Source organism: Nannocystis punicea, assembly GCF_026965555.1.
In the GTDB taxonomy this organism is placed as follows: Bacteria; Myxococcota_A; Polyangia; order Nannocystales; family Nannocystaceae; genus Nannocystis; species Nannocystis punicea.
In genome coordinates this window covers 5,585,790-5,603,234 of sequence record NZ_CP114040.1, presented here as the reverse complement: position 1 = coordinate 5,603,234, position 17,445 = coordinate 5,585,790, and the positions used below count along the sequence as shown (strand labels likewise).

General features: G+C 71.3%; 12 protein-coding genes. 6 read left to right on the top strand and 6 right to left on the bottom strand.

The genetic code is table 11. The annotated features are described in order from the left end of the window. Nucleotides 1-11: 11 nt before the first annotated feature. Nucleotides 12-1,124, top strand: coding sequence for a succinylglutamate desuccinylase/aspartoacylase family protein (locus O0S08_RS21620; RefSeq protein ID WP_269041097.1), 1,113 nt, complete (start codon nt 12-14; stop codon nt 1,122-1,124). 73 nt (nt 1,125-1,197) lie between these two features. On the opposite strand, the gene O0S08_RS21615 is transcribed toward O0S08_RS21620, so the two are convergent. The 5 genes from O0S08_RS21615 to O0S08_RS21595 form a co-directional block, all read right to left on the bottom strand. Beyond that, nucleotides 1,198-3,345 (bottom strand): APC family permease, encoded by a 2,148-nt coding sequence (locus tag O0S08_RS21615; RefSeq protein ID WP_269041096.1) that lies wholly within the window; start codon nt 3,343-3,345, stop codon nt 1,198-1,200. 178 nt (nt 3,346-3,523) lie between these two features. Then, nucleotides 3,524-4,870: a DUF4340 domain-containing protein gene (locus tag O0S08_RS21610; protein ID WP_269041095.1), complete on the bottom strand. Its 1,347-nt coding sequence runs from the start codon at nt 4,868-4,870 to the stop codon at nt 3,524-3,526. After that, nucleotides 4,867-6,825, bottom strand: a complete 1,959-nt coding sequence (locus O0S08_RS21605) for a Gldg family protein (protein ID WP_269041859.1) — start codon at nt 6,823-6,825, stop codon at nt 4,867-4,869. Before O0S08_RS21605 ends, O0S08_RS21610 begins: the two co-directional genes overlap by 4 nt. Then, nucleotides 6,825-7,691, bottom strand: a complete 867-nt coding sequence (locus O0S08_RS21600) for an ABC transporter permease (protein WP_269041094.1) — start codon at nt 7,689-7,691, stop codon at nt 6,825-6,827. Before O0S08_RS21600 ends, O0S08_RS21605 begins: the two co-directional genes overlap by 1 nt. Nucleotides 7,692-7,693: 2 nt before the next feature. Continuing rightward, entirely contained in the window at nt 7,694-8,458 is a 765-nt protein-coding gene (locus O0S08_RS21595; protein ID WP_269041093.1) for an ABC transporter ATP-binding protein, read from the bottom strand. 246 nt (nt 8,459-8,704) lie between these two features. Between O0S08_RS21595 and O0S08_RS21590 the strand changes: the two genes are divergently transcribed. The 4 genes from O0S08_RS21590 (at nt 8,705) to O0S08_RS21575 (ending at nt 15,216) form a co-directional block, all read left to right on the top strand. Then, on the top strand, nt 8,705-9,943 hold the full coding sequence (locus tag O0S08_RS21590) for an LIC_10091 family protein (protein WP_269041092.1): 1,239 nt from the start codon (nt 8,705-8,707) through the stop codon (nt 9,941-9,943). 246 nt (nt 9,944-10,189) lie between these two features. Beyond that, entirely contained in the window at nt 10,190-11,491 is a 1,302-nt protein-coding gene (locus tag O0S08_RS21585; protein ID WP_269041091.1) for a Glu/Leu/Phe/Val dehydrogenase dimerization domain-containing protein, read from the top strand. Nucleotides 11,492-11,703: 212 nt separating this feature from the next. Beyond that, nucleotides 11,704-13,818: a M13 family metallopeptidase gene (locus O0S08_RS21580; RefSeq protein ID WP_269041090.1), complete on the top strand. Its 2,115-nt coding sequence runs from the start codon at nt 11,704-11,706 to the stop codon at nt 13,816-13,818. Between the two features lie 225 nt (nt 13,819-14,043). Next, entirely contained in the window at nt 14,044-15,216 is a 1,173-nt protein-coding gene (locus O0S08_RS21575; RefSeq protein WP_269041089.1) for a DNA glycosylase AlkZ-like family protein, read from the top strand. A 290-nt stretch (nt 15,217-15,506) separates the two neighbouring features. Here the strand turns inward: O0S08_RS21575 and O0S08_RS21570 are convergent, their stop codons facing one another. After that, a complete protein-coding gene (locus tag O0S08_RS21570) occupies nt 15,507-15,965 on the bottom strand; it encodes a QcrA and Rieske domain-containing protein (protein WP_269041088.1) in 459 nt (152 codons plus the stop codon). An 83-nt stretch (nt 15,966-16,048) separates the two neighbouring features. Here O0S08_RS21570 and O0S08_RS21565 point away from each other — a divergent pair, with 83 nt between their 5' ends. Continuing rightward, the gene (locus tag O0S08_RS21565; protein WP_269041087.1) at nt 16,049-17,182 is read left to right on the top strand and encodes a HEAT repeat domain-containing protein; all 1,134 of its coding nucleotides are present in this window, start codon (nt 16,049-16,051) and stop codon (nt 17,180-17,182) included. The last annotated feature ends 263 nt before the right edge of the window (nt 17,183-17,445 follow it).

Here is a 17,445-nt window from a genome sequence, read left to right as displayed (position 1 = left end):
CACTTGAAGGCATGACGACTTCCTTCGCGCTTGGCGACGTCGTCGCCGCTCCCGGCGAGCTCGTCCACGGCTGGTTCGAGCTCGCCACCCTGCCGACCGGCCACCTCGAGCGGCTGCCCATCGTCCTCGTCCACGGGCGCGAGCCTGGTCCGACCGTGTGGATCACCGCCAACATCCACGGCGACGAGGTCACCGGTCTCAGCGTCGTCCACGGCCTCCTCGAGCAGGGCCTCGCCGAGCAACTGCGGGGCACCCTCGTCGCCATCCCCAGCCTCAACCCGGCCGGCCTACACGCCCGTCAGCGCGTCTCCTACCTCGACCGGCGCGACCCCAACCGTCTCTTCCCCGACTTCCCGCCCGAGCCCGGCCAGAGCAGCAGCGATCACCCGGCCGTGCTCGAGGCCGGCTACGCGCGCCTGTTCGCCGAGATGCGCCGCGCCGACTTCCTCGTCGACCTGCACTGCTACGGCCTGCGCGCCTGCTGCTTCATCATCCGCGATCGCGTCCTCTACCGCCGGCCGGAGGATCTGCCGGCCGCCCGCGAGCTCGCCGATCGCCTCGACGCCCTGTGCGCCTGGAGCGGCCTGCCGGTCGTCAACGAGATCCCGAGCGACCGCTACCTGCAAGCGCGGCTGCACCGCTCGGTCAGCGGCACTGCTCTGCTGCAGGCCGGCATCCCCGCGATCACCGTCGAGCTCGGCCTGACCGGCGCGGTCGATCCGGCCGCGCGGCAGGCGGGCATCGTCGCCTGCCTCAACGTCCTGCGCGGCGCAGGCATGTTGCCCGGCGCGCTCGAGCCGCTCGTCGGCATCCCGATCCCGCGGGTCGAGTTCCCGGTCATGCGCGCTCTGGTCCCGCGCGCGCGCGCCACCGGCATCGTCCACTACCACGTCGAGCCCGGCGACCTCGTGCGGGTCGGCGACAGGCTCGCCACCCTGAGCGACATCCACGGCCGCTCGCTGCCGGCCGGCGGCGACATCCGGGCCGACGTCGACGGCTGGATCCTCGCCCTGCCCCACGGCGTCCTCTGCTACGAGGGCGAGGCAGTCGTCCACATGGCCGTCCCCGACGACGGCCCGCCCGTCGAGCTCGACCCGCACTACGACCCCGCGAGCGCCCGCTGACGCGCCTGCCCGAACGGACATGCCCGTGCGGACATGCCCGCGCGAGCATGTCCCGCCGGACATGCCCCGACGTTCAGTCGTCGAACAGCGGCACGGGTACCAGCGTCGTGTCCCTGAGGCGCGTCTGCAGCTCCTCGATGTCGGCCGGCTTCACCCCGTAGGTGCCGATCATGACCATGTGGCCCTTGAAGCTGTGGGCCTCGTGGAAGCGGACCAGCGCGTCGAACGCGGCGTGGAGCAGGCTCTTGTGCTGCGGCGTCTGCTTGTGGGGCACCAGGGCCAGGTACAGGTCGAGGTCCTTGGGCGCGATCTCGGTCAGCTCCGTGAAGATCCGGACCGTCGCGCCCTCGATGCCCTCGGGGCGGATCGAGTCCTGCGTGATGCGGTAGACGAACTCGCTGCGGACGCCCTTCGTCATGTGGAACACGACGACCTGGCGGTACGGGATCCCGGTCGTGCGGCTCTGCTGGTGCGCCAGGTCGATCGCCTTCGACACCAGGCGACCGACGCGGACGCCGCCGACCGCGACCACCACCGTGCGCTGCTGCGGATCGATCACCGTCGACTCGACCGTCTCGAGCACGCGGCGGACGTAGCGGTAGCCGGCGCGGATCAGCGGCCGGTGGTTGTAGACCAGCACCACGGTGCCGACGAGCACCAGCACCACCCACACCAGAGTGCGCAGCTCCTCGAGGTGCGAGGAGCTGGCCGCCCACAGGCTGAGCAGCGCGTACGACAGCGCCGAGACCCCGAGGAACGCCGCCACCGGCACGCGCGTGCCGAGCAGGCTGATGTTCCACGGCGCGGTGTAGACCCGCCGCTCCTCGCCCTTGAAGCGGCGCAGGAGGATGAACGCCGCCATCCCCGAGAACATCACCAGGCCGAACATCGCCTTGTGCCAGCGGTCGAGCGACAGCGGGTTCCAGTCGGACTGCGAGCCGAGCAGCAGCGCCGCCGCCAGCAGCAGCCAGTGCAGCCGGGCCAGCGCCCCGCGCTGGTTCGGCGTGATCAGGGCGCGCGGCAGCAGGTTGTCGCGGGTCATCGCCAGCCACAGCCCGCGCGACCCGGCGAACCCGGCGTTGACCGCCCCGATCAGCATCAGCGCCGCGCTGGCCACCAGCGCCGCCTGCCACGCCCCGCCGACCCCCGACACGCCGGTGAGCGTGGTGCCGACGTGGTAGCCGAGCGCGCCCACCAGGTCGCCGCTGCGCGACAGCAGCACCTCGGGCGGCAGCAGCAGGAACACCTGCAGCGCCAGCGACCCGCCGACCACCAGCAGCGTCAGCAGCATCGCCCAGTAGATCTTCGGCACGTCGCGCTGCGGGTTCTCGAGCTCCTCCGGGATGTTCATCACCGTCTCGACCCCGGTCGCGCTGAGCACCCCGTTGCCGACGCCCGCCAGCAGGATCGGCGCGGACAGCATCGCCAGGCCGGGGATGATGCCGATGTCGAACGTCGCGTCGAGCGGCACCGCCGGCGCCGCCCGGCCGTAGCCCGCCCACACCGCCGACGCGTCGATGCCCTGCAAAGCCAGGCACACGTAGCCGGCCACGATCGTCGCGCCGATGATGAGCAGGTTGACGAGGAAGATCGCCTTCGACACCCGCACGCTCGGCTTGAGGCCGAAGTTGTTGAGCCGCAGGAGCATCCCGATCGGCGCGAAGGTGGCGATGATCGGGTCCGGCACCACCGCCGAGAACAGCAGCGCGACGAAGGCGATGAGGCCCTGGCGCAGCGCGACGTAGCGCCACTCCTTCGGCGTCACCCAGATCCCGAACACGATCGCCGGCAGCGCCGACAGGCCGACCACGCCGACCGTACCTGTCCCGAGGACCACCTGACTCAGCGCCGTGATGTGGGCCCCGTAGGCCAGCAGGCACGCCAGCGTCGACACCGCGTACGAGATCGAGATGATCACGCCGACGAACGCCGAGACCGCCACGGCCAGCTTGCCGAGGTGGCCGAGCGCGTAGCGGGTCATCATGTACGTGCCGCCGTTCGACAGCGTCAGCAGCACCGCCTCGATGTACAGCGGCGCCAGCAGCAGCAGCAGCACGTACAGGCCGACCTGCACCACCGGCGTCGCGTAGCCGACGCCGGCCGCCAGCAAGAAGCCCGACACGAAGTAAGGCGTGCTGAGCGGCTGCGGCCCGACGAGATAGAAGCCCTCTCGCCAGCTGAGGCGGGGTCTGGAGGGCTCCTCGTCTGTTTCGCTCCCCATGCGGCGCCATGCGACTTATGCCCGCGCCGGCCGGCGATGACAACCGATCCGGACCACGTCCCCGGCCGGCCCGAAGCGCCGGGGCGAAAATGCACACAGCCCGGAGCGGGCGCCGCCGGGCTGTGTGAGGGGCCGAAATGCGGGCGTCCCGCCCGGCCGCGAACTCGAGTTCCGCCGACTAGGGCGCTTTCTTCTGCTCGTTCTTCTCGACCTTCGGCGCGGCCGGCTTGACCGGCGCCGCCGGGCTCGCGGGCGTCGCCCCGCTGCCCGCCGGCGCGTCCTTGAAGAACTCCGTCTTGGCCTTGCGGATCTGTTTGAAGCTCGCGTCGGAGATCACATAGAACCACTTGCCGAAGCGCGCCGACAGCTGCTTGGCCCGCTTGGCGCCCGCGGCGTCCTCCGGGTTGCCGCCGGCGGTCGCCTTGGTGTCGAGCGTCGGGTCGTAGAAGACGTCGACGAACATGTAGCGGTTGGCGTCCTTCTTGGCCGCCGCCTCGTCCTCCGGCTTGGGCGCCGCCTCCGCGCCCTCCTGCCCGGCCGTGAGCGCGAGCCCGGAGTCGTACGTGACCTCACCGAAGTAGAGGTTGTAGACCACGCCGTCGTCGCAGATGGCCTTGACCTCGCCCTCGTTGCCGTAGAGGCGCGAGCCGTCGCGGGTGACGAAGAAGCCCTTCGACTGCAGCGCCTGCAGCGTCAGCATCTCCGGCCGCGGGCGCACGCCGACGATCTGCAGGCGGTCGAGCCCGCTGATCGCCTGCTTGACCTTGAACGGGTCGAGCTCCTTGCCCGCGATCGGCGTCGAGCCCTCGGCGAGCAGCCACGAGCCCTCGGGGTCGGCCGCGTCCTTCTTGACCAGGAACGGGTCGCTGCCGGTGACCTTGCCCTGGCTCTCGTCGACCTTGTACGTGTCGCTCATGAACGACACGACCTGGTCCTGCTCGAGCAGCAACAGGTCCTTCTCGATCCAGTCGGTGAAGTTGGTCGAGATGTCGACGTCGATCTTGACCGCGTACACGCGCTTCTGGTCGGGCAGGCGGACGTAGCGGTAGCCCTCCTTGTCCTCGACCTTCTTGCCGACGATCACGTCGGACAGCACCGTGCCGGACGCGTCCTTGATCGTGATCCGCTGCCCGCGCTCCTTCGCGTTGGGGTCGGTCGGGTCGTCGAGGCCGTAGCTCGACTGGTCCTCGGGGCGGTCGCCGCGGTAGATGTCCTTCTTCACGTCGATGAAGGACGCCGCGGCCTTGCCCATGCGCTCGGTGCCGTCGGCCGGGTAGTCGTTGTGGCTCGGGATGGTCCATCGGCCGTCCTTGAGCTCGACCTTGAACGACGTGTTGCGGGCGGCCGTCTCGTCCCAGCCGATCACCTCGAGGCTCGCGGCCTGCGACGGGTCGGTGAAGCTGGGGAACAGCAGCTGGCCGGTGTCTTCGTAGCTGACCTGAGGGACAGGTCCAGGGCGCATCGCCAGGGCGCCGCCGAGGCTGGCGAGCGCGACGACGGCGGTGAGGATGGTCGTGCGGTTCATGCGGCACCTCGCTTCCGGGAGCTCGGGATCGACTCGGCCTCGCGGCCGCGCTTGCGCAGCCACACGCCGAAGCCCAGCACGATCGGCAGCAACAGCGGCGTCGTGCTGGCCAGCAGGCGGACCTTCGCGCGCACCGACTCGACCGCCTTGTCGCGCTCGTTCTCGGTGGCCTTGAGCGCGCGCGCCTTGTCGCGCTCGATCGTCTCGCGCTTGGCCGCCAGGCGCCGGTTCTCGGCCTCCTCGCGGCTCTTGAGCAGGACTGCCTTGGTCGTCTCGTCGAGCGACGCGTCGTCCTGGATCTTCTTGACCGCGGCGTCGAGCGCCTCCTGGGCGCCCTTGAGCTCGACCTCGGCCTTGGCGTTGGCGGCCTCGATCTCGGCGTTGCGCTTGTCGTCGGCCTCCTTCGTCAGCGCGTCCATCGTCGTCATGCGGCGGTACTGCGCCTTGCGCCCGCGCAGCTCGACGAGGCCGGCGTCGCCGGTCAGCGTGTCGATGGCGTTGAGCAGGAAGGTGACGTTGTCGAATCGCAGGTCGTCGATGCCGTCGCCGTCGAGGTCGCCGCCGCGCTCGTTGAGGACGAAGAACTGGTCGCCGAAGATGTCGAGGTCGGCGACCACGATCACGTTCTTGCCCTTGCTCGCCGCCTCGCCCGACGTCTCGCCGGCGGTGATGTGCGCGGCGATGACCTCGCTCGCGCCCGTCATCGTCCGCTGGCGCGGCAGGATCGGCCCCTGGAGCCCGAACAGCATGTGCCGCTCGGTCATCTCCTCGAACTTGTTGTAGCCGCCCCTCGTGCCCGTCTGCAGCAGCGGCACGAACTGCGCCTCGAACCCGGCCGCCGGCTTGATCGCGCCGCCGAACAGGACCACGACCTCGTTGATGCCCGCGACCACCGGGTCCTGACTGTCGAACGGCTTGGTGCCGTCGGGCCGCTCGGTGACGAACACCACCTGCGGCGGGCTGCCGGCGAAGCGCGGGTGCGGGTTGTCGGTGTCGAACACGATCTTGTCCGACTCCCACTTCACGCCGATCTTCTCGAGGAACCCGAGGTAGTCGCCCTTCGGCTCCCCGCCCTGGTCCTGCATGCCGAACATCATCCCCTGGTTCTGGCCCGGGGGCGGCAGCATCGGCTCGCTCGGCGACAGCCGCATGTCGAACAGCGGCATCGGGTCGACGGTGAGCAGCGCCGGGCGGCCCTCGTCGATGTACTTCTTCAGGTGCTCGAGCTGCGCAGTCGTCATGCTGCTCATCTGCGGCACCAGCAGCACGTCGACGTCCTTCGGGATCTCGGCGCCGGGGTTGAGGCTGCGGACCTCGTACTGCTTCTTGAGCTCGCCGATGACGCGCCAGGCCGGCTGCTGCTTGCGCGCCTGCAGGTCGAAGTTGCCCATGATGGTCGCGTCGGTGCGCAGCACCCCGACCACCTTCTTCTTCTCCTGCGTGACCGTGCGCAGCGCCCGGACCAGCTCGTACTCGGGCGACATGCCGCGGTCGATGAACGGGATCGTCTGCTCGTGCGGCCCGCTGGTGACCGCCACGCCGAGGAACACCTGCATCTCCTGCACGCGGTCGCCGTCGCGGTTGGCGACCACCTGCGGGCGGATGCCGTACTTCTCCTCGGCCTCGACCGCCTCGTCGGAGAACGACGACGGCTCGACGATCCGCACGGTCAGGCCCTCCTTGCCGCGGGCCTCCATCTCGCGCAGCACCGACAGGAGGCGCGCGCGCACCGTCACGTAGTCGCGCGGGACTTCGCGCGACACGAACGCGTGGATCGCCACCGGCCGCTCGGGCGTGACGGCGTCGATGAGGTCGCGGGTGGCCGAGGTGACCTGGTTCAGCTTCTCGGCGGTGACGTCGGCGCGCACGTTGGCGCGCTGGGCCATGTAGGTCAGCGAGACCGCCGTGACGGCGATCGACGCGAAGCGGATGAAGCGATGGACGCGCGGGTGCATCACCAGTGCCTCCGGGACAGCAGAAGACCGGAAAGGTAGAGCGCGACGGCCGTGCCGCCGGCGAAGAACACGACGTCGCCGAGGCGGAGCACGCCCTCGCCGAAGCTGGCGAAGTGCGACGGCGCGTCGAACGCTGCGAACAGCCCGGTGAAGCCGGGGATGACGTCGCCGAGCCACAGCACCACGCCGACGAACGCGCCGACCAGCGCCGCGTAGCCGGCGTGGATGCCGGAGCCGAACGCGACCAGCCAGCCGAGCGAGGCCAGGCCCGCCAGCAGCGCGACGCCGATGACGCCGCCGCCGATCGCCACCGACTGGGCCAGCGCGAACGCGGCGCAGCCGAGCACGCCGAGCACGAACGCCACCGTGACGTTGGTCGTCAGCAGCGAGCCGATCATGCCGACGGCGACGAACAGGGTGCCCATCAGCCAGTAGCCGAGGAACGTCGAGAACATCAGGCCGACGTCGGGCTCGCCGAGGTAGGCCAGCACGCCGACGTTGGCCAGGCTGAACGCCAGGCCGATCGACAGCACCCCGACGGCGCCGAGGAACTTGCCGAGCACGACCTCGGTGTCGCGGACCGGCAGCGTCAGCAGCAGTTCGTCGGTGCCCGCGCGCCGCTCGTCGGCCCACAGCGTCATCGTGATCGCGGGGACGAACAGCATCAGGATCACCGGCATCTGCCGGTTGAGCGTCGCCAGATCCGCGAGGTTGCGGTCGAAGAACTCGCGCGGCCAGAACGCCGCGCCGGCGCACAGGGCGATGAACAGGGTGAGGAACACGTAACCGGTCGGGTTGCCGAGGAAGCTGCGCAGCTCCTTGCCGGCGATGCCGAGGATCACGTCCTTCGAAGACGTCGAAGCCATGACTACGCGGCCTCCTTGCGCCGCTTCTGGTCCATCAGCGCGTAGAAGCGCTGCTCGACCGTGCTGCCGGCGCGCAGCTCGTCGAGCGTGCCGGAGAACACCAGCCGACCCTCGCCGACCACGATCACCTCGCTGGCGACCGCCTCGACTTCTTGCAGGATGTGCGTCGACAGCAGGATCGTCTTGGTCCGCCCGAGCTCGCGGATGAGCTCGCGGACGTCGCGGATCTGCAGCGGATCGAGGCCGCTGGTCGGCTCGTCGAGGATCAGCACCTCGGGGTCGTGCAGCAGCGCCTGGGCCATCCCGACGCGCTGGCGGAAGCCCTTCGACAGCTTGCCGACCGGCTTGTCGAACACCTCGCCGATGGCACACTGGCGGGTCACGCGCTCGATCGCCGACTTGAGGCCGTTGCCGAGCCCGCGGACCTTGCCGACGAACTCGAGCGTCTCGCGGGGCGTCATGTCGTTGTAGAGCGGGCCGTTCTCGGGCAGGTAACCGAGGCGCTGCGCCATCTCGATGCGCTGGTCGGGGTGTGTCGGATCGAAGCCGAGCACCCTCGCGCTGCCGGACGTCGGCGCGAGGTAGCCGGTCAAGATCTTCATCGTCGTCGACTTGCCGGCGCCGTTCGGGCCGAGGAACGCGGCGACGGTGCCCTTGCGCACCTCGAAGGTGACGCTGTGCAGGGCGGCGAAGTCGCCGTAGATCTTCGACAAGCTCTCGGCGCGGATGGTCACGCTGCGATTGGAGTTCGATTCGTGCGTGGTCATGCGTGCTGCTCTCGCGGGGGCGGCCGCGCGCGGCCGCTCGGGTCGCACGCGACGGCCAGTCTGCAGAGCGGGTCTCCGCGGGGCTCCGCGGTGGCTCCACGTGTGGATCCGGGACCAATCCGCGGATCCGCGGCACGTGCGGCGGCGCGGGACCTACCCGCGCGCCCGCATGTGTATTCCTTCCGCCCCGAACTGACAAGCACCAATTTCCCAACATTGCCGGGCTTGTGGCATAGGCTCTCGCCGATGCCGGTCTCCCCGAGCCCACGCAATTTGCCTCGCCTCACCCGCGGATTTCAGCGCTGGATGTCGCCCGCGTGCGCCCTCGGCCTCCTGCTCACGATCGCGTGCGGCGGCCGCCCCCCGACCGAAGCTGCGTCCTCGGCCAGCGCCCATCAATCGCTGTCGGCCGGCACCAGCCCCGCGCCCGAGCCCACGCCCGCCGCGCCTGCGCGCACGCCCGCGCCGGCGCCCGCCGCCGCCCCGGTGGCGGATCCCCCGCCCAGCCCGCCTGCCGGCGCCGGCGGCACCGCCCCGCTGACCGGCGAACAGCGGACCGCGATGCTGGCTGGCCCCGAGGACAGCCTGCTCACGACGCCGATCCACTACATGAAGAGCAACGAGGTCCGGCACGACGTGTTCTTCCCGTACGTCGGCGGCAAGGGCGGCGTCTACGTCGGCGTCGGCTCCGATCAGAACTACACCATCGCGGCCGCGGCCGGCAGCGAGCTGATGTTCCTGCTCGACATCGATCAGAGCGTCGTCGACCTCCACCGCTGCTACGAGGCGCTCGTCGAGGCCTCGCCCGATCCGAAGACCCTGTTCGACCGCTGGTCCGAGGGCGCCGTCGAGGAGAGCGTCAAGATCCTCGAGGCCGCCTACGCCGGCCTGCCCGAGGCCGATCGCAAGCGCATCGTCCGGCTCTACCGGGCCGCCCGCGAGACCGTCTTCATCCACCTCGATCGCGTGTACCGGCGCCACCAGAACGACCAGCCGACGGCGTGGATGTCGAACCCGGAGATGTACCAGTACGTCCGCAACATGTTCCTCGCCGATCGCGTGCGCATGATGGCGGGCGACCTCACCGGCCCCAACTCCTTGCAATCGGTCGGCGCCGCCGCGAAGGCGCTGAACCTGCCGGTGCGGATCGTCTACTTCAGCAACGCCGAGGAGTACTTCGACTACAACAAGCAGTTCGTCGCCAACGTCGAGGCCCTCGCCGGCGACGAGCAGTCGCTGGTGCTGCGCACCATCTACAGCAAGAAGTGGGTCCACGCCGATCAGCTGTGGGCCTATCAGGTCCAGCCGCTGTCGGACTTCCGGGCCCGCCTCGGCGACCGCAAGAACCGCTCGCGCAACCCGATGCTGCGCTACGCCGAGATCGACGGCACCCTCAACAAGGACACCGGCGTCAAGGGCCTCAGCCTGATCGGCCTCGCCCCCCGCGGCGCCGCCGAGGGCGCGCAAACCTTCGCGCATCGCTAGCGCCGCGCCGCCTGCAGGCCGGTTCCCTGCAGCCTCGTCCTGCCGACGCGGCCCCGCGCGTCCGGTCCCCGCGCCGGCCCGCGGGGCCGAACCAGCACCACCACGAACGCGCTCGCCAGTCGCGGCACAAACGACGTCGATGTACAGGTCTTCACCTGACGCGAGCGCGCGTCCGGCGACGGTGCGAGCCCTCACGGCCTCGCCCGCCTCGCCGCCCACGAGGCCGCGGCTAAAGTCGGCGCAGTCATGCCGCGCCTCGTCGACCTCAGCCCCGAAGCATTCGCAGCGCACCTCACCTCGCTCGGCCGTCGCCGCGCCTCCTTCGTCCACGACAACGGCGTCGTCCGCAGCTCGCACCCCGAGCTGGCCGAGATCGCGAACCACCTCCTCGGCGACACCCGCGACTATCACCGCCACGAAGGTGTCTTCCTCGAGGTCGGCGCCACCACCGGCGCGCTGTTCGGCGCCTTCGTCCACAACACGACCCGCGGCCAGGGTCAGGGCGGCCTGCGTTACTGGCCGTACGGCGACCTCGCCGGCTTCCTCAGCGACGGCCTGCGCCTGTCGCACGGCATGACCCGCAAGAGCGCCCTCGCCGGCCTGTGGTGGGGCGGCGGCAAGGGCCTCATCGCCCGCCACATCGATCACCCCTACCACGACATCGGCTTCCGCGAGCGGCTCTACACCGAGTACGCCGGCTTCGTCGCCAGCCTGCGCGGCTGCTACATCACCGCCGAGGACGCCGGCACCGGGCCCGCGGACATGGCCGTCGTCGCTCGCGGCACCCGCTTCGTCACCTGCACCCCGCCGGCCGTCGGCGGCGCCGGCAACCCCTCGCCCGCGACCGCCAAGGGGGTCGTGTGCGCGATGGAGGGCGCTCTGGCGCACCTCGGCCTCGGCGACCTCGCCGGCAAGAAGATCGTCATGCAGGGCACCGGCAACGTCGGCGCGGCGATGATCGGCGAGCTCGTCCAGCGCGGCGTCGGCTCGATCCTCGCCAGCGAGCTGTCGCCCGCGCGGCGCGAGCAGCTCGAGAAGGAGTTCGCCGGCGCCCCGCTCACCGTCGTCCCCGCCGAACCGGGTGACAACCGGATCCTCGCCGAGCCGTGCGACATCCTCGCGCCCAACGCTCTCGGCGGCATCCTCGACCCCGACACCATCCCGACCATCCAGGCCCGCATCGTCTGCGGCGCCGCCAACAACCAGCTGCTCGACGACGTGCGCGACGGCGAGGCCCTGCGCGCGCGCGGCATCGTCTACGTGCCCGACTTCCTGTGCAACCGCATGGGCATCGTCTACTGCGCGAACGAGCAGTACGGCAAGGTCCCGCACGACGCCGCCATCGAGCGCCACTACGGTCGCGACTGGGACAACGCCGTCTACGTCGTCACCCGCCGCGCGCTCGAGCTGGCCGAGCGCGAGAACATCACCTCCGCCGCCGCCGCCAACCGCCTGGCCGACGCCCTCGCCACCGAGCCGCACCCGATCTGGGGCCACCGCGCGCGGGCCATCGTCGCCGGCCTCGTCGCCGACGGCTGGGCCGACTGACCTGCCCCTTCCGCCAGGTCCACGACCTGCCCCTTCAGCCAGGTCTCTTCCGCCAGGTCGCGGCTCCTTGCGCCCGCCGGCGCGAGCAGCCTGTCCGCGCTGCACCCGGGTGTCGCCAGGCCTCACCCGGGCCGCGGGCGTCCGCGCCGCGGTGAGTTGTCTAACTTCGTGAAACCCGCGGCGCGTGAGCGCGCTGTGGCATCGTCCCGCCGATGTCACGCCTCTCGCCCTCGCCCTGGGTTTTGGCCCTGCTCGCCCTCGCCTGCGACCGCCCGGCGGCCACGGAGACCCCCGCGCCCAAGCCCGAGCCCGTCGCCGCGCCCGCGCCCTCGCCCGTGCAGCGGGCCAACCTCGTCGCGCGCGAGCCGGTCGGCGCCGGCGTCCTGGCGGCGCTCGACACCAACGTCGACCCGTGCACCGACTTCTACCAGTACGCCTGCGGCGGGTGGCTGCGGAAGACCCCGCCGCCGGCCGACAAGCCGCGCTACGGCCGCGGCTTCGGCGAGGTCACCGATCGCAACAACGCGGTCCTGCGCGAGATCCTCGAGCGCTCCGCCGCCAGCAAGTCCAGGGACCCGATCGAGAGCAAGCTCGGCGCCTTCTACGGCGCGTGCATGGACGAGGCGGCGATCGACAAGGCCGGCATCGCGCCGATCAAGCCCCTGCTGGCGCGCGTCAAGGGCGTCAAGGACGTCAACACGTTGATGACGGTCGTCGGCGGCCTCGACGCCGACCTCTTCGGCGGCCACGGCCCGCTGTTCGACCTGTTCGTCGAGCCCGATCCCAAGCGCCCCGACGTCTACGTCGCCTTCGTCGACCAGGGCGGCACCGGCCTGCCCGACCGCGACTTCTACCTCAAGACCGACGAGCGCACCAAGGCGCTGCTCGCCGCCTACCAGGCCCACGTCGCGCGCATGCTCGGCTTCCTCGGCGACGCCCCCGAGGTCGCGGCCGACCTCGCCGCCAAGATCGTCGCCTTCGAGACCGGGCTGGCCGAGCTGCAGACCCCGCGCGATCAGATGCGCGACCCCGACAAGACCTACAACCTGCTGGGCGCCGAGGGCCTCGCCAAGCTCGACCCCGAGCTCAACTGGGCCGGCTTCTTCAAGTCGTTCGGCTACACCAAGCTCGGCGCCGACCTCAACGTCACCGTCCCCGGCTACTTCGAGAAGCTCGGCGCGCTGCTCCGCGGCACCGACCCGGCCACCCTGCAGGCCTACCTGCGCTGGCACATCATCCGCGTCAGCGCGGCCGCGCTGAGCAAGGACATCGTCGACGCCGACTTCCAGTTCACCTCGGCGCTGACCGGCGCCAAGGAGCTGTCGCCGCGGTGGGAGCGGTGCGCCGGCTGGACCAACATGGGCCTCGGCGAGCTCGTCGGTCAGGCCTTCGTCAAGGAGCGGTTCGCCGGCGCCAGCAAGGACATCGCCCTCGAGATGATCGCCGCCATCGAGGAGGCGTTCGCCGCCGGCCTGCCGGCGCTGGCGTGGATGGACGAGGCCACGCGGGGGCGTGCGCTCGAGAAGGCCAAGGCGCTGCACAACAAGATCGGCTACCCCGACAAGTGGCGCGACTACGGCAAGCTCAAGCTGCAGCGCACCGGCCACGCCGGCAACGGCCAGGCCATCCGCAAGTTCCTGCTGCAGCGGGACTTCGACCGCGTCGGCAAGCCGGTCGACAAGGGCGAGTGGCACATGCCGCCCGCGCTCGTCAACGCCTACTACAACCCGAGCGCCAACGAGATGGTGTTCCCGGCCGGCATCCTCCAGCCGCCGTACTTCAGCGCCGAGTTCCCGATGGCGATGAACTTCGGCGGCATCGGCATGGTCATGGGCCACGAGCTCAGCCACGGCTTCGACGACCAGGGCCGCAAGTTCGACAAGGACGGCGTCCTGCGCGAGTGGTGGGACCCGAGCGTCGCCGCCAAGTTCGAGACCCGCGCCAAGTGCATCGAGAACACCTACGGCGGCATCGAGGTGCTGCCCGCGGTCAAGCTCAACGGCAAGCTGACGCTCGGCGAGAACATCGCCGACTTCGGCGGGATCAAGGCCGCCTACGCCGGCTACAAGCTGCACGCCAGCAAGAAGCCCGAGCAGCCGCTGATCCAGGGCCTCACCTCCGAGCAGCTGTTCTTCATCGGCTTCGCCCAGGGCTGGTGCACCCACGAGACCCCCGAGAGCCAGCGCCTGCGCGCCACGGTCGACCCGCACAGCCCGCCCAAGCAGCGCGTCAACGTCCCCCTGGCCCACTTCTCGGCCTTCGCGGAGACGTTCCAGTGCCAGCCCGGCGCCGCCATGCGCGCCAAGGACAGCTGCGAAGTCTGGTGAGCCGCAGCGCGGGTGATCGCGTCGGGCGGTGTCCTCGGCGCCGCCCGAATCGGCAACCGTCGCGCTGCAGCGCCTCAGCGGGCACCTCGGCCACCTGCAGCGGTTCCGCGGGCTCTTCCGCGGCGCCGCACGCACGTGGACCGAGCTGACCTCCACGCGCGCTCGGAGTCGCGGCGAGCAGGGCATGGCTATCGCGCCCGCCGGCCCGAGTGTACGATTTCGCGCGTGACTCCGAACAAGCTGCGCGCCTTCTGGGCCGCCCGTCAGGGCCTCCTCGAGTGTCGACCCGACCTGTCCCCGGAGACAGTTTTGGAGCGCACCGGCTGGGCCCGCTCGGTCGGCGGCGCCGGCCCCTACCTCACCCAGTTCGCCCGCGCCGGCCACACCCGCCCGGCCATCGATCGCGCCGTCGCCCGCCTCGACATCCACGAGCTCCCGAGCGCGCGGGGCTGCACCTACGTCGTCCCGCGCTCCGACTTCGCGCTCGCCCTCCGCTGCAGCCAGGGCTTCGGCGACGCCGCCCAGGTGCAGACCGCCAAGAAGCACCTCGGGGTCACCGACGCCGAGCTCGACCGCCTCGCCCGCGCCGTCCTCGACGTCCTCGCCGGCGAGGCCCTCGACCCGGCTGCCCTCAAGGACAGGCTCGGCGATCTCGTGCGTAGCCTCGGCCCGGAGGGCAAGAAGCGGGGCCTCACCACCACCTTGCCGCTGGTCCTCGGCCGCCTGCAGACCACCGGCGAGCTCCGCCGCCAGCCGATCGGCGGCCGCCTCGATCAGCAGCGCTACGCCTACGTCCGCTGGGCCGACTCGCCGCTGCGAGGCTTCGCCCTGTCCGAGGCCGAGGCCCACGTCGAGCTCGCGCGCCGGTTCTTCCGCTGGAGCGGCCCCGCCAGCCTGGCCCACTTCCAGGCGTTCTCCGGCCTCGGCGTCAAGGCGAGCAAGGCCGCCGTCGCCCCGCTCGATCTTCGACCTGTCTCCAAGGACAGCCCGCTGCAGACCCTCCCCGAGCACCTCGACCCCCTGCGCGCCTTCGTCCCGCCCGAGACCCCCGTGTACCGCCTCGTCGCCGGCCTCGACGGTCTGATGCTGTTGCGGCGCCAGCTCGATCTGCTCCTCGACCCCGCCGACGTCCCGAAGGTCGAGGCGATCGGCGGCCTGCAGGACCTGCCGAGCCACGCGATCCTCGATCGCGGCCGGATCGTCGGCCTGTGGGAGTACGACCCCGAGCACGAGGACATCGCCTGGTCCAGCTTCATCCGCCCCGACGCGGCCCTGCGCGCCGAGGTCGAGCGCACCGCCGCCATGATCCGCGAACACCTCGGGGACGCGCGCTCCTTCAGCCTCGACAGCCCCGAGAGCCGCAAGCCGCGGATCGCCGCCCTGCGCGCCGGCGGGTGAGCACCTGGCGGAGCGAGCGAGCTTGCCTGAGCCCGATCGAGAGGACATGTTCACACGGACATGTCCTCATGAGCATGCCCAATCGAGCATGCGCATAAGGACATGTCTCTTCGCCCATGGCGATTGGGACCTGCCCTTCGCTGCGGAAGCGCCGCAAGGCGATGGTGGTGCCAGCCCGACCTGCGCCGAGCGCACGCGCAGCGAAGCCGTGCCCTGCCCATGCCGGCCCGCCCTGCGCCGCGGGACGGCGCAGCAGAGGCGCTGTCCTCGCGGAAATGACAGCGCCCGCGCTACGCCACGCGGAAGCGCAGCGTCGTGCCGTCGGACGTCACCGCGTACTTCTCGAGCGGCTGCTTCGCCGGCCCCTTCAGCACCGCCCCGTGGGCGTCGAAGCGCGACCCGTGGCACGGGCAGTCGAGCCGGCGCTCGGCCGCGTTCCAGCCGGGCGTGCAGCCCATGTGCGTGCACTTCAGCAGCAGCGCCTCGTAGTTGTCGCCGTCGCGGACCAGCAGCACCGGCTTTTTGACCCCCGCCACCTCGAGCGTCATCACCCCGTCCGGCTGCGCCAGCTCGGGCGCGTCGGCGAGCGCGATCGCCACCTCGCCGCCCTCCGCCTGCACCTCGTGCGCGGGCGGCAGCTTGCCGGCGCAGCCGATCACCACGAGGCTCACCACCCCCGCACCCGCGCCCAGCAGCTCGCGCCGCGTATACACCGACGAATTCGCCTTCGGATCTGCGTCTGCCTTCATGGCCGAGGCATACACCGCGCGCGCGGCTTCGGCCACTCTCCTCGCGCTGGAGGTCGCGGCCGCGATCGAGGCAGCATGTCCGCATGACCGCGAACTTGCGCGAGCCCGGTCGAGGCACCCCGGTCGCCTCGATCTTGCTCCGCGCCGCCGACCTGCTGCACCGCCACACCGCGACCGTGGCGTCGGCCGCCGCCGACATCGATCGCATCCTCGCCGCGCTGCCGATCACCCTCGTCCCCGCGCTCGACCGGGCCTTCCGCGACGCCGGCCTCCACCACGACCTCGGCCTCCGCTTCCTCGACCTCCGCGCCCGCGACCTCGACCGCATCGAGCTCTGCGGCGGCACCAGCGGCGCGCTCGGAGTCGCCAGCCTGGTCCGCGACGGCCACGCGCGCGAGGCCGCGGTGCGTCGCCTCGCTCACCGCGTCGACCGTCTCGGCACCGCCTTCCTCATCAACCGCCTCAACGACTACGTCGGCCCGATCGCCGACCTCGCCTGGGCCGGCCTGCAGCCGCGTCTGACCGCGCGTCACGCCGAGCTCGTGGTCCGCTGCCTCCCCCTGATCGTCCGCATGTCCGACTGGGTCCGCGCCGGCGTCGCCCGCCGCCAGGCCCTGGAACAGCTAGTGCGCAGCCCCGCAGCACGACCTGCTCTTTGGGACAGCCTACGCGACCGCGACCTCGCGCTCGTGCGCGCCGCGGCCCATGTCCTCGTCGGCCTCTACCGCGGCCAGCCGGAGATCCGGGACGTCTTCACCGCCGCGCTCGCGCGCCGCGATCCGTGGCTGCGGATCTGGGCCGGGCACCTCGCGGTCGAGCCCGCGATCACGCCGCCGTCCGTCCTGCAGGAGCTCGCTCCGGTGCTCGCCGCCGATCGCAACCCCGCAGTGCGGGTCGTCGGCGTCCGCGGCTTCGCCGCTCGCGGCGATCGTGAAGGGCTGATCCGGGCCACCTTCGATCCTCAAGGCCTCGTCCGCCACCACGCGCGAGTCCTCCTCGCCGAACAGTTCGGCGCCATCGACTACCGCGGCCACGGCCTCGCCACCCTCGCCGACCCCGCCTCCTCCCGTGCGGCCCTCGTCGGCGCCCTCGCCGTGCTGTCCGACTTCGGCCGCCGCCCCGACATCCCCGCCGTCGCCGCCTTCGTCGTCGACCCACGTCCGTCCGTCGCCCGGGAGGCCCGACGCACGCTCGAGCTGCTCGAACGCCTGCCCTGACGCACCCATCGCGCCGAGCTCGCCGACCGCCCGAGCTCGCCCTCGACCGCGCAACCGGGCCATACGCGAGTCGGTCTCTCGGAGGACCGAAGCCCCACGAGGCCCGACGCACGCTCGAGCTGCTCGAACCCTTGCCAGAGCGCATCGCGTCTCGCTCCCCCGGCCGCCTGCGCTGCGTTTTCCGCCGTCGCATCCATCGCCGCGCGAGGCGGAGCACGGCCGGCGAATTCGGAGCGCTGCCCCGAGTCCATCACTCGACACTC

What these genes read in the sequence shown, in the direction of transcription:
- O0S08_RS21595 (WP_269041093.1), bottom strand. Translation starts at nt 8,458, where the DNA reads ATGACCACGCACGAATCGAACTCCAATCGCAGCGTGACCATCCGCGCC.
- O0S08_RS21610 (WP_269041095.1), bottom strand. Translation starts at nt 4,870, where the DNA reads ATGAACCGCACGACCATCCTCACCGCCGTCGTCGCGCTCGCCAGCCTC.
- O0S08_RS21620 (WP_269041097.1), top strand. Translation starts at nt 12, where the DNA reads ATGACGACTTCCTTCGCGCTTGGCGACGTCGTCGCCGCTCCCGGCGAG.
- O0S08_RS21615 (WP_269041096.1), bottom strand. Translation starts at nt 3,345, where the DNA reads ATGGGGAGCGAAACAGACGAGGAGCCCTCCAGACCCCGCCTCAGCTGG.
- O0S08_RS21590 (WP_269041092.1), top strand. Translation starts at nt 8,705, where the DNA reads ATGCCGGTCTCCCCGAGCCCACGCAATTTGCCTCGCCTCACCCGCGGA.
- O0S08_RS21600 (WP_269041094.1), bottom strand. Translation starts at nt 7,691, where the DNA reads ATGGCTTCGACGTCTTCGAAGGACGTGATCCTCGGCATCGCCGGCAAG.
- O0S08_RS21570 (WP_269041088.1), bottom strand. Translation starts at nt 15,965, where the DNA reads ATGAAGGCAGACGCAGATCCGAAGGCGAATTCGTCGGTGTATACGCGG.
- O0S08_RS21585 (WP_269041091.1), top strand. Translation starts at nt 10,190, where the DNA reads ATGCCGCGCCTCGTCGACCTCAGCCCCGAAGCATTCGCAGCGCACCTC.
- O0S08_RS21605 (WP_269041859.1), bottom strand. Translation starts at nt 6,825, where the DNA reads ATGCACCCGCGCGTCCATCGCTTCATCCGCTTCGCGTCGATCGCCGTC.
- O0S08_RS21580 (WP_269041090.1), top strand. Translation starts at nt 11,704, where the DNA reads ATGTCACGCCTCTCGCCCTCGCCCTGGGTTTTGGCCCTGCTCGCCCTC.
- O0S08_RS21565 (WP_269041087.1), top strand. Translation starts at nt 16,049, where the DNA reads ATGACCGCGAACTTGCGCGAGCCCGGTCGAGGCACCCCGGTCGCCTCG.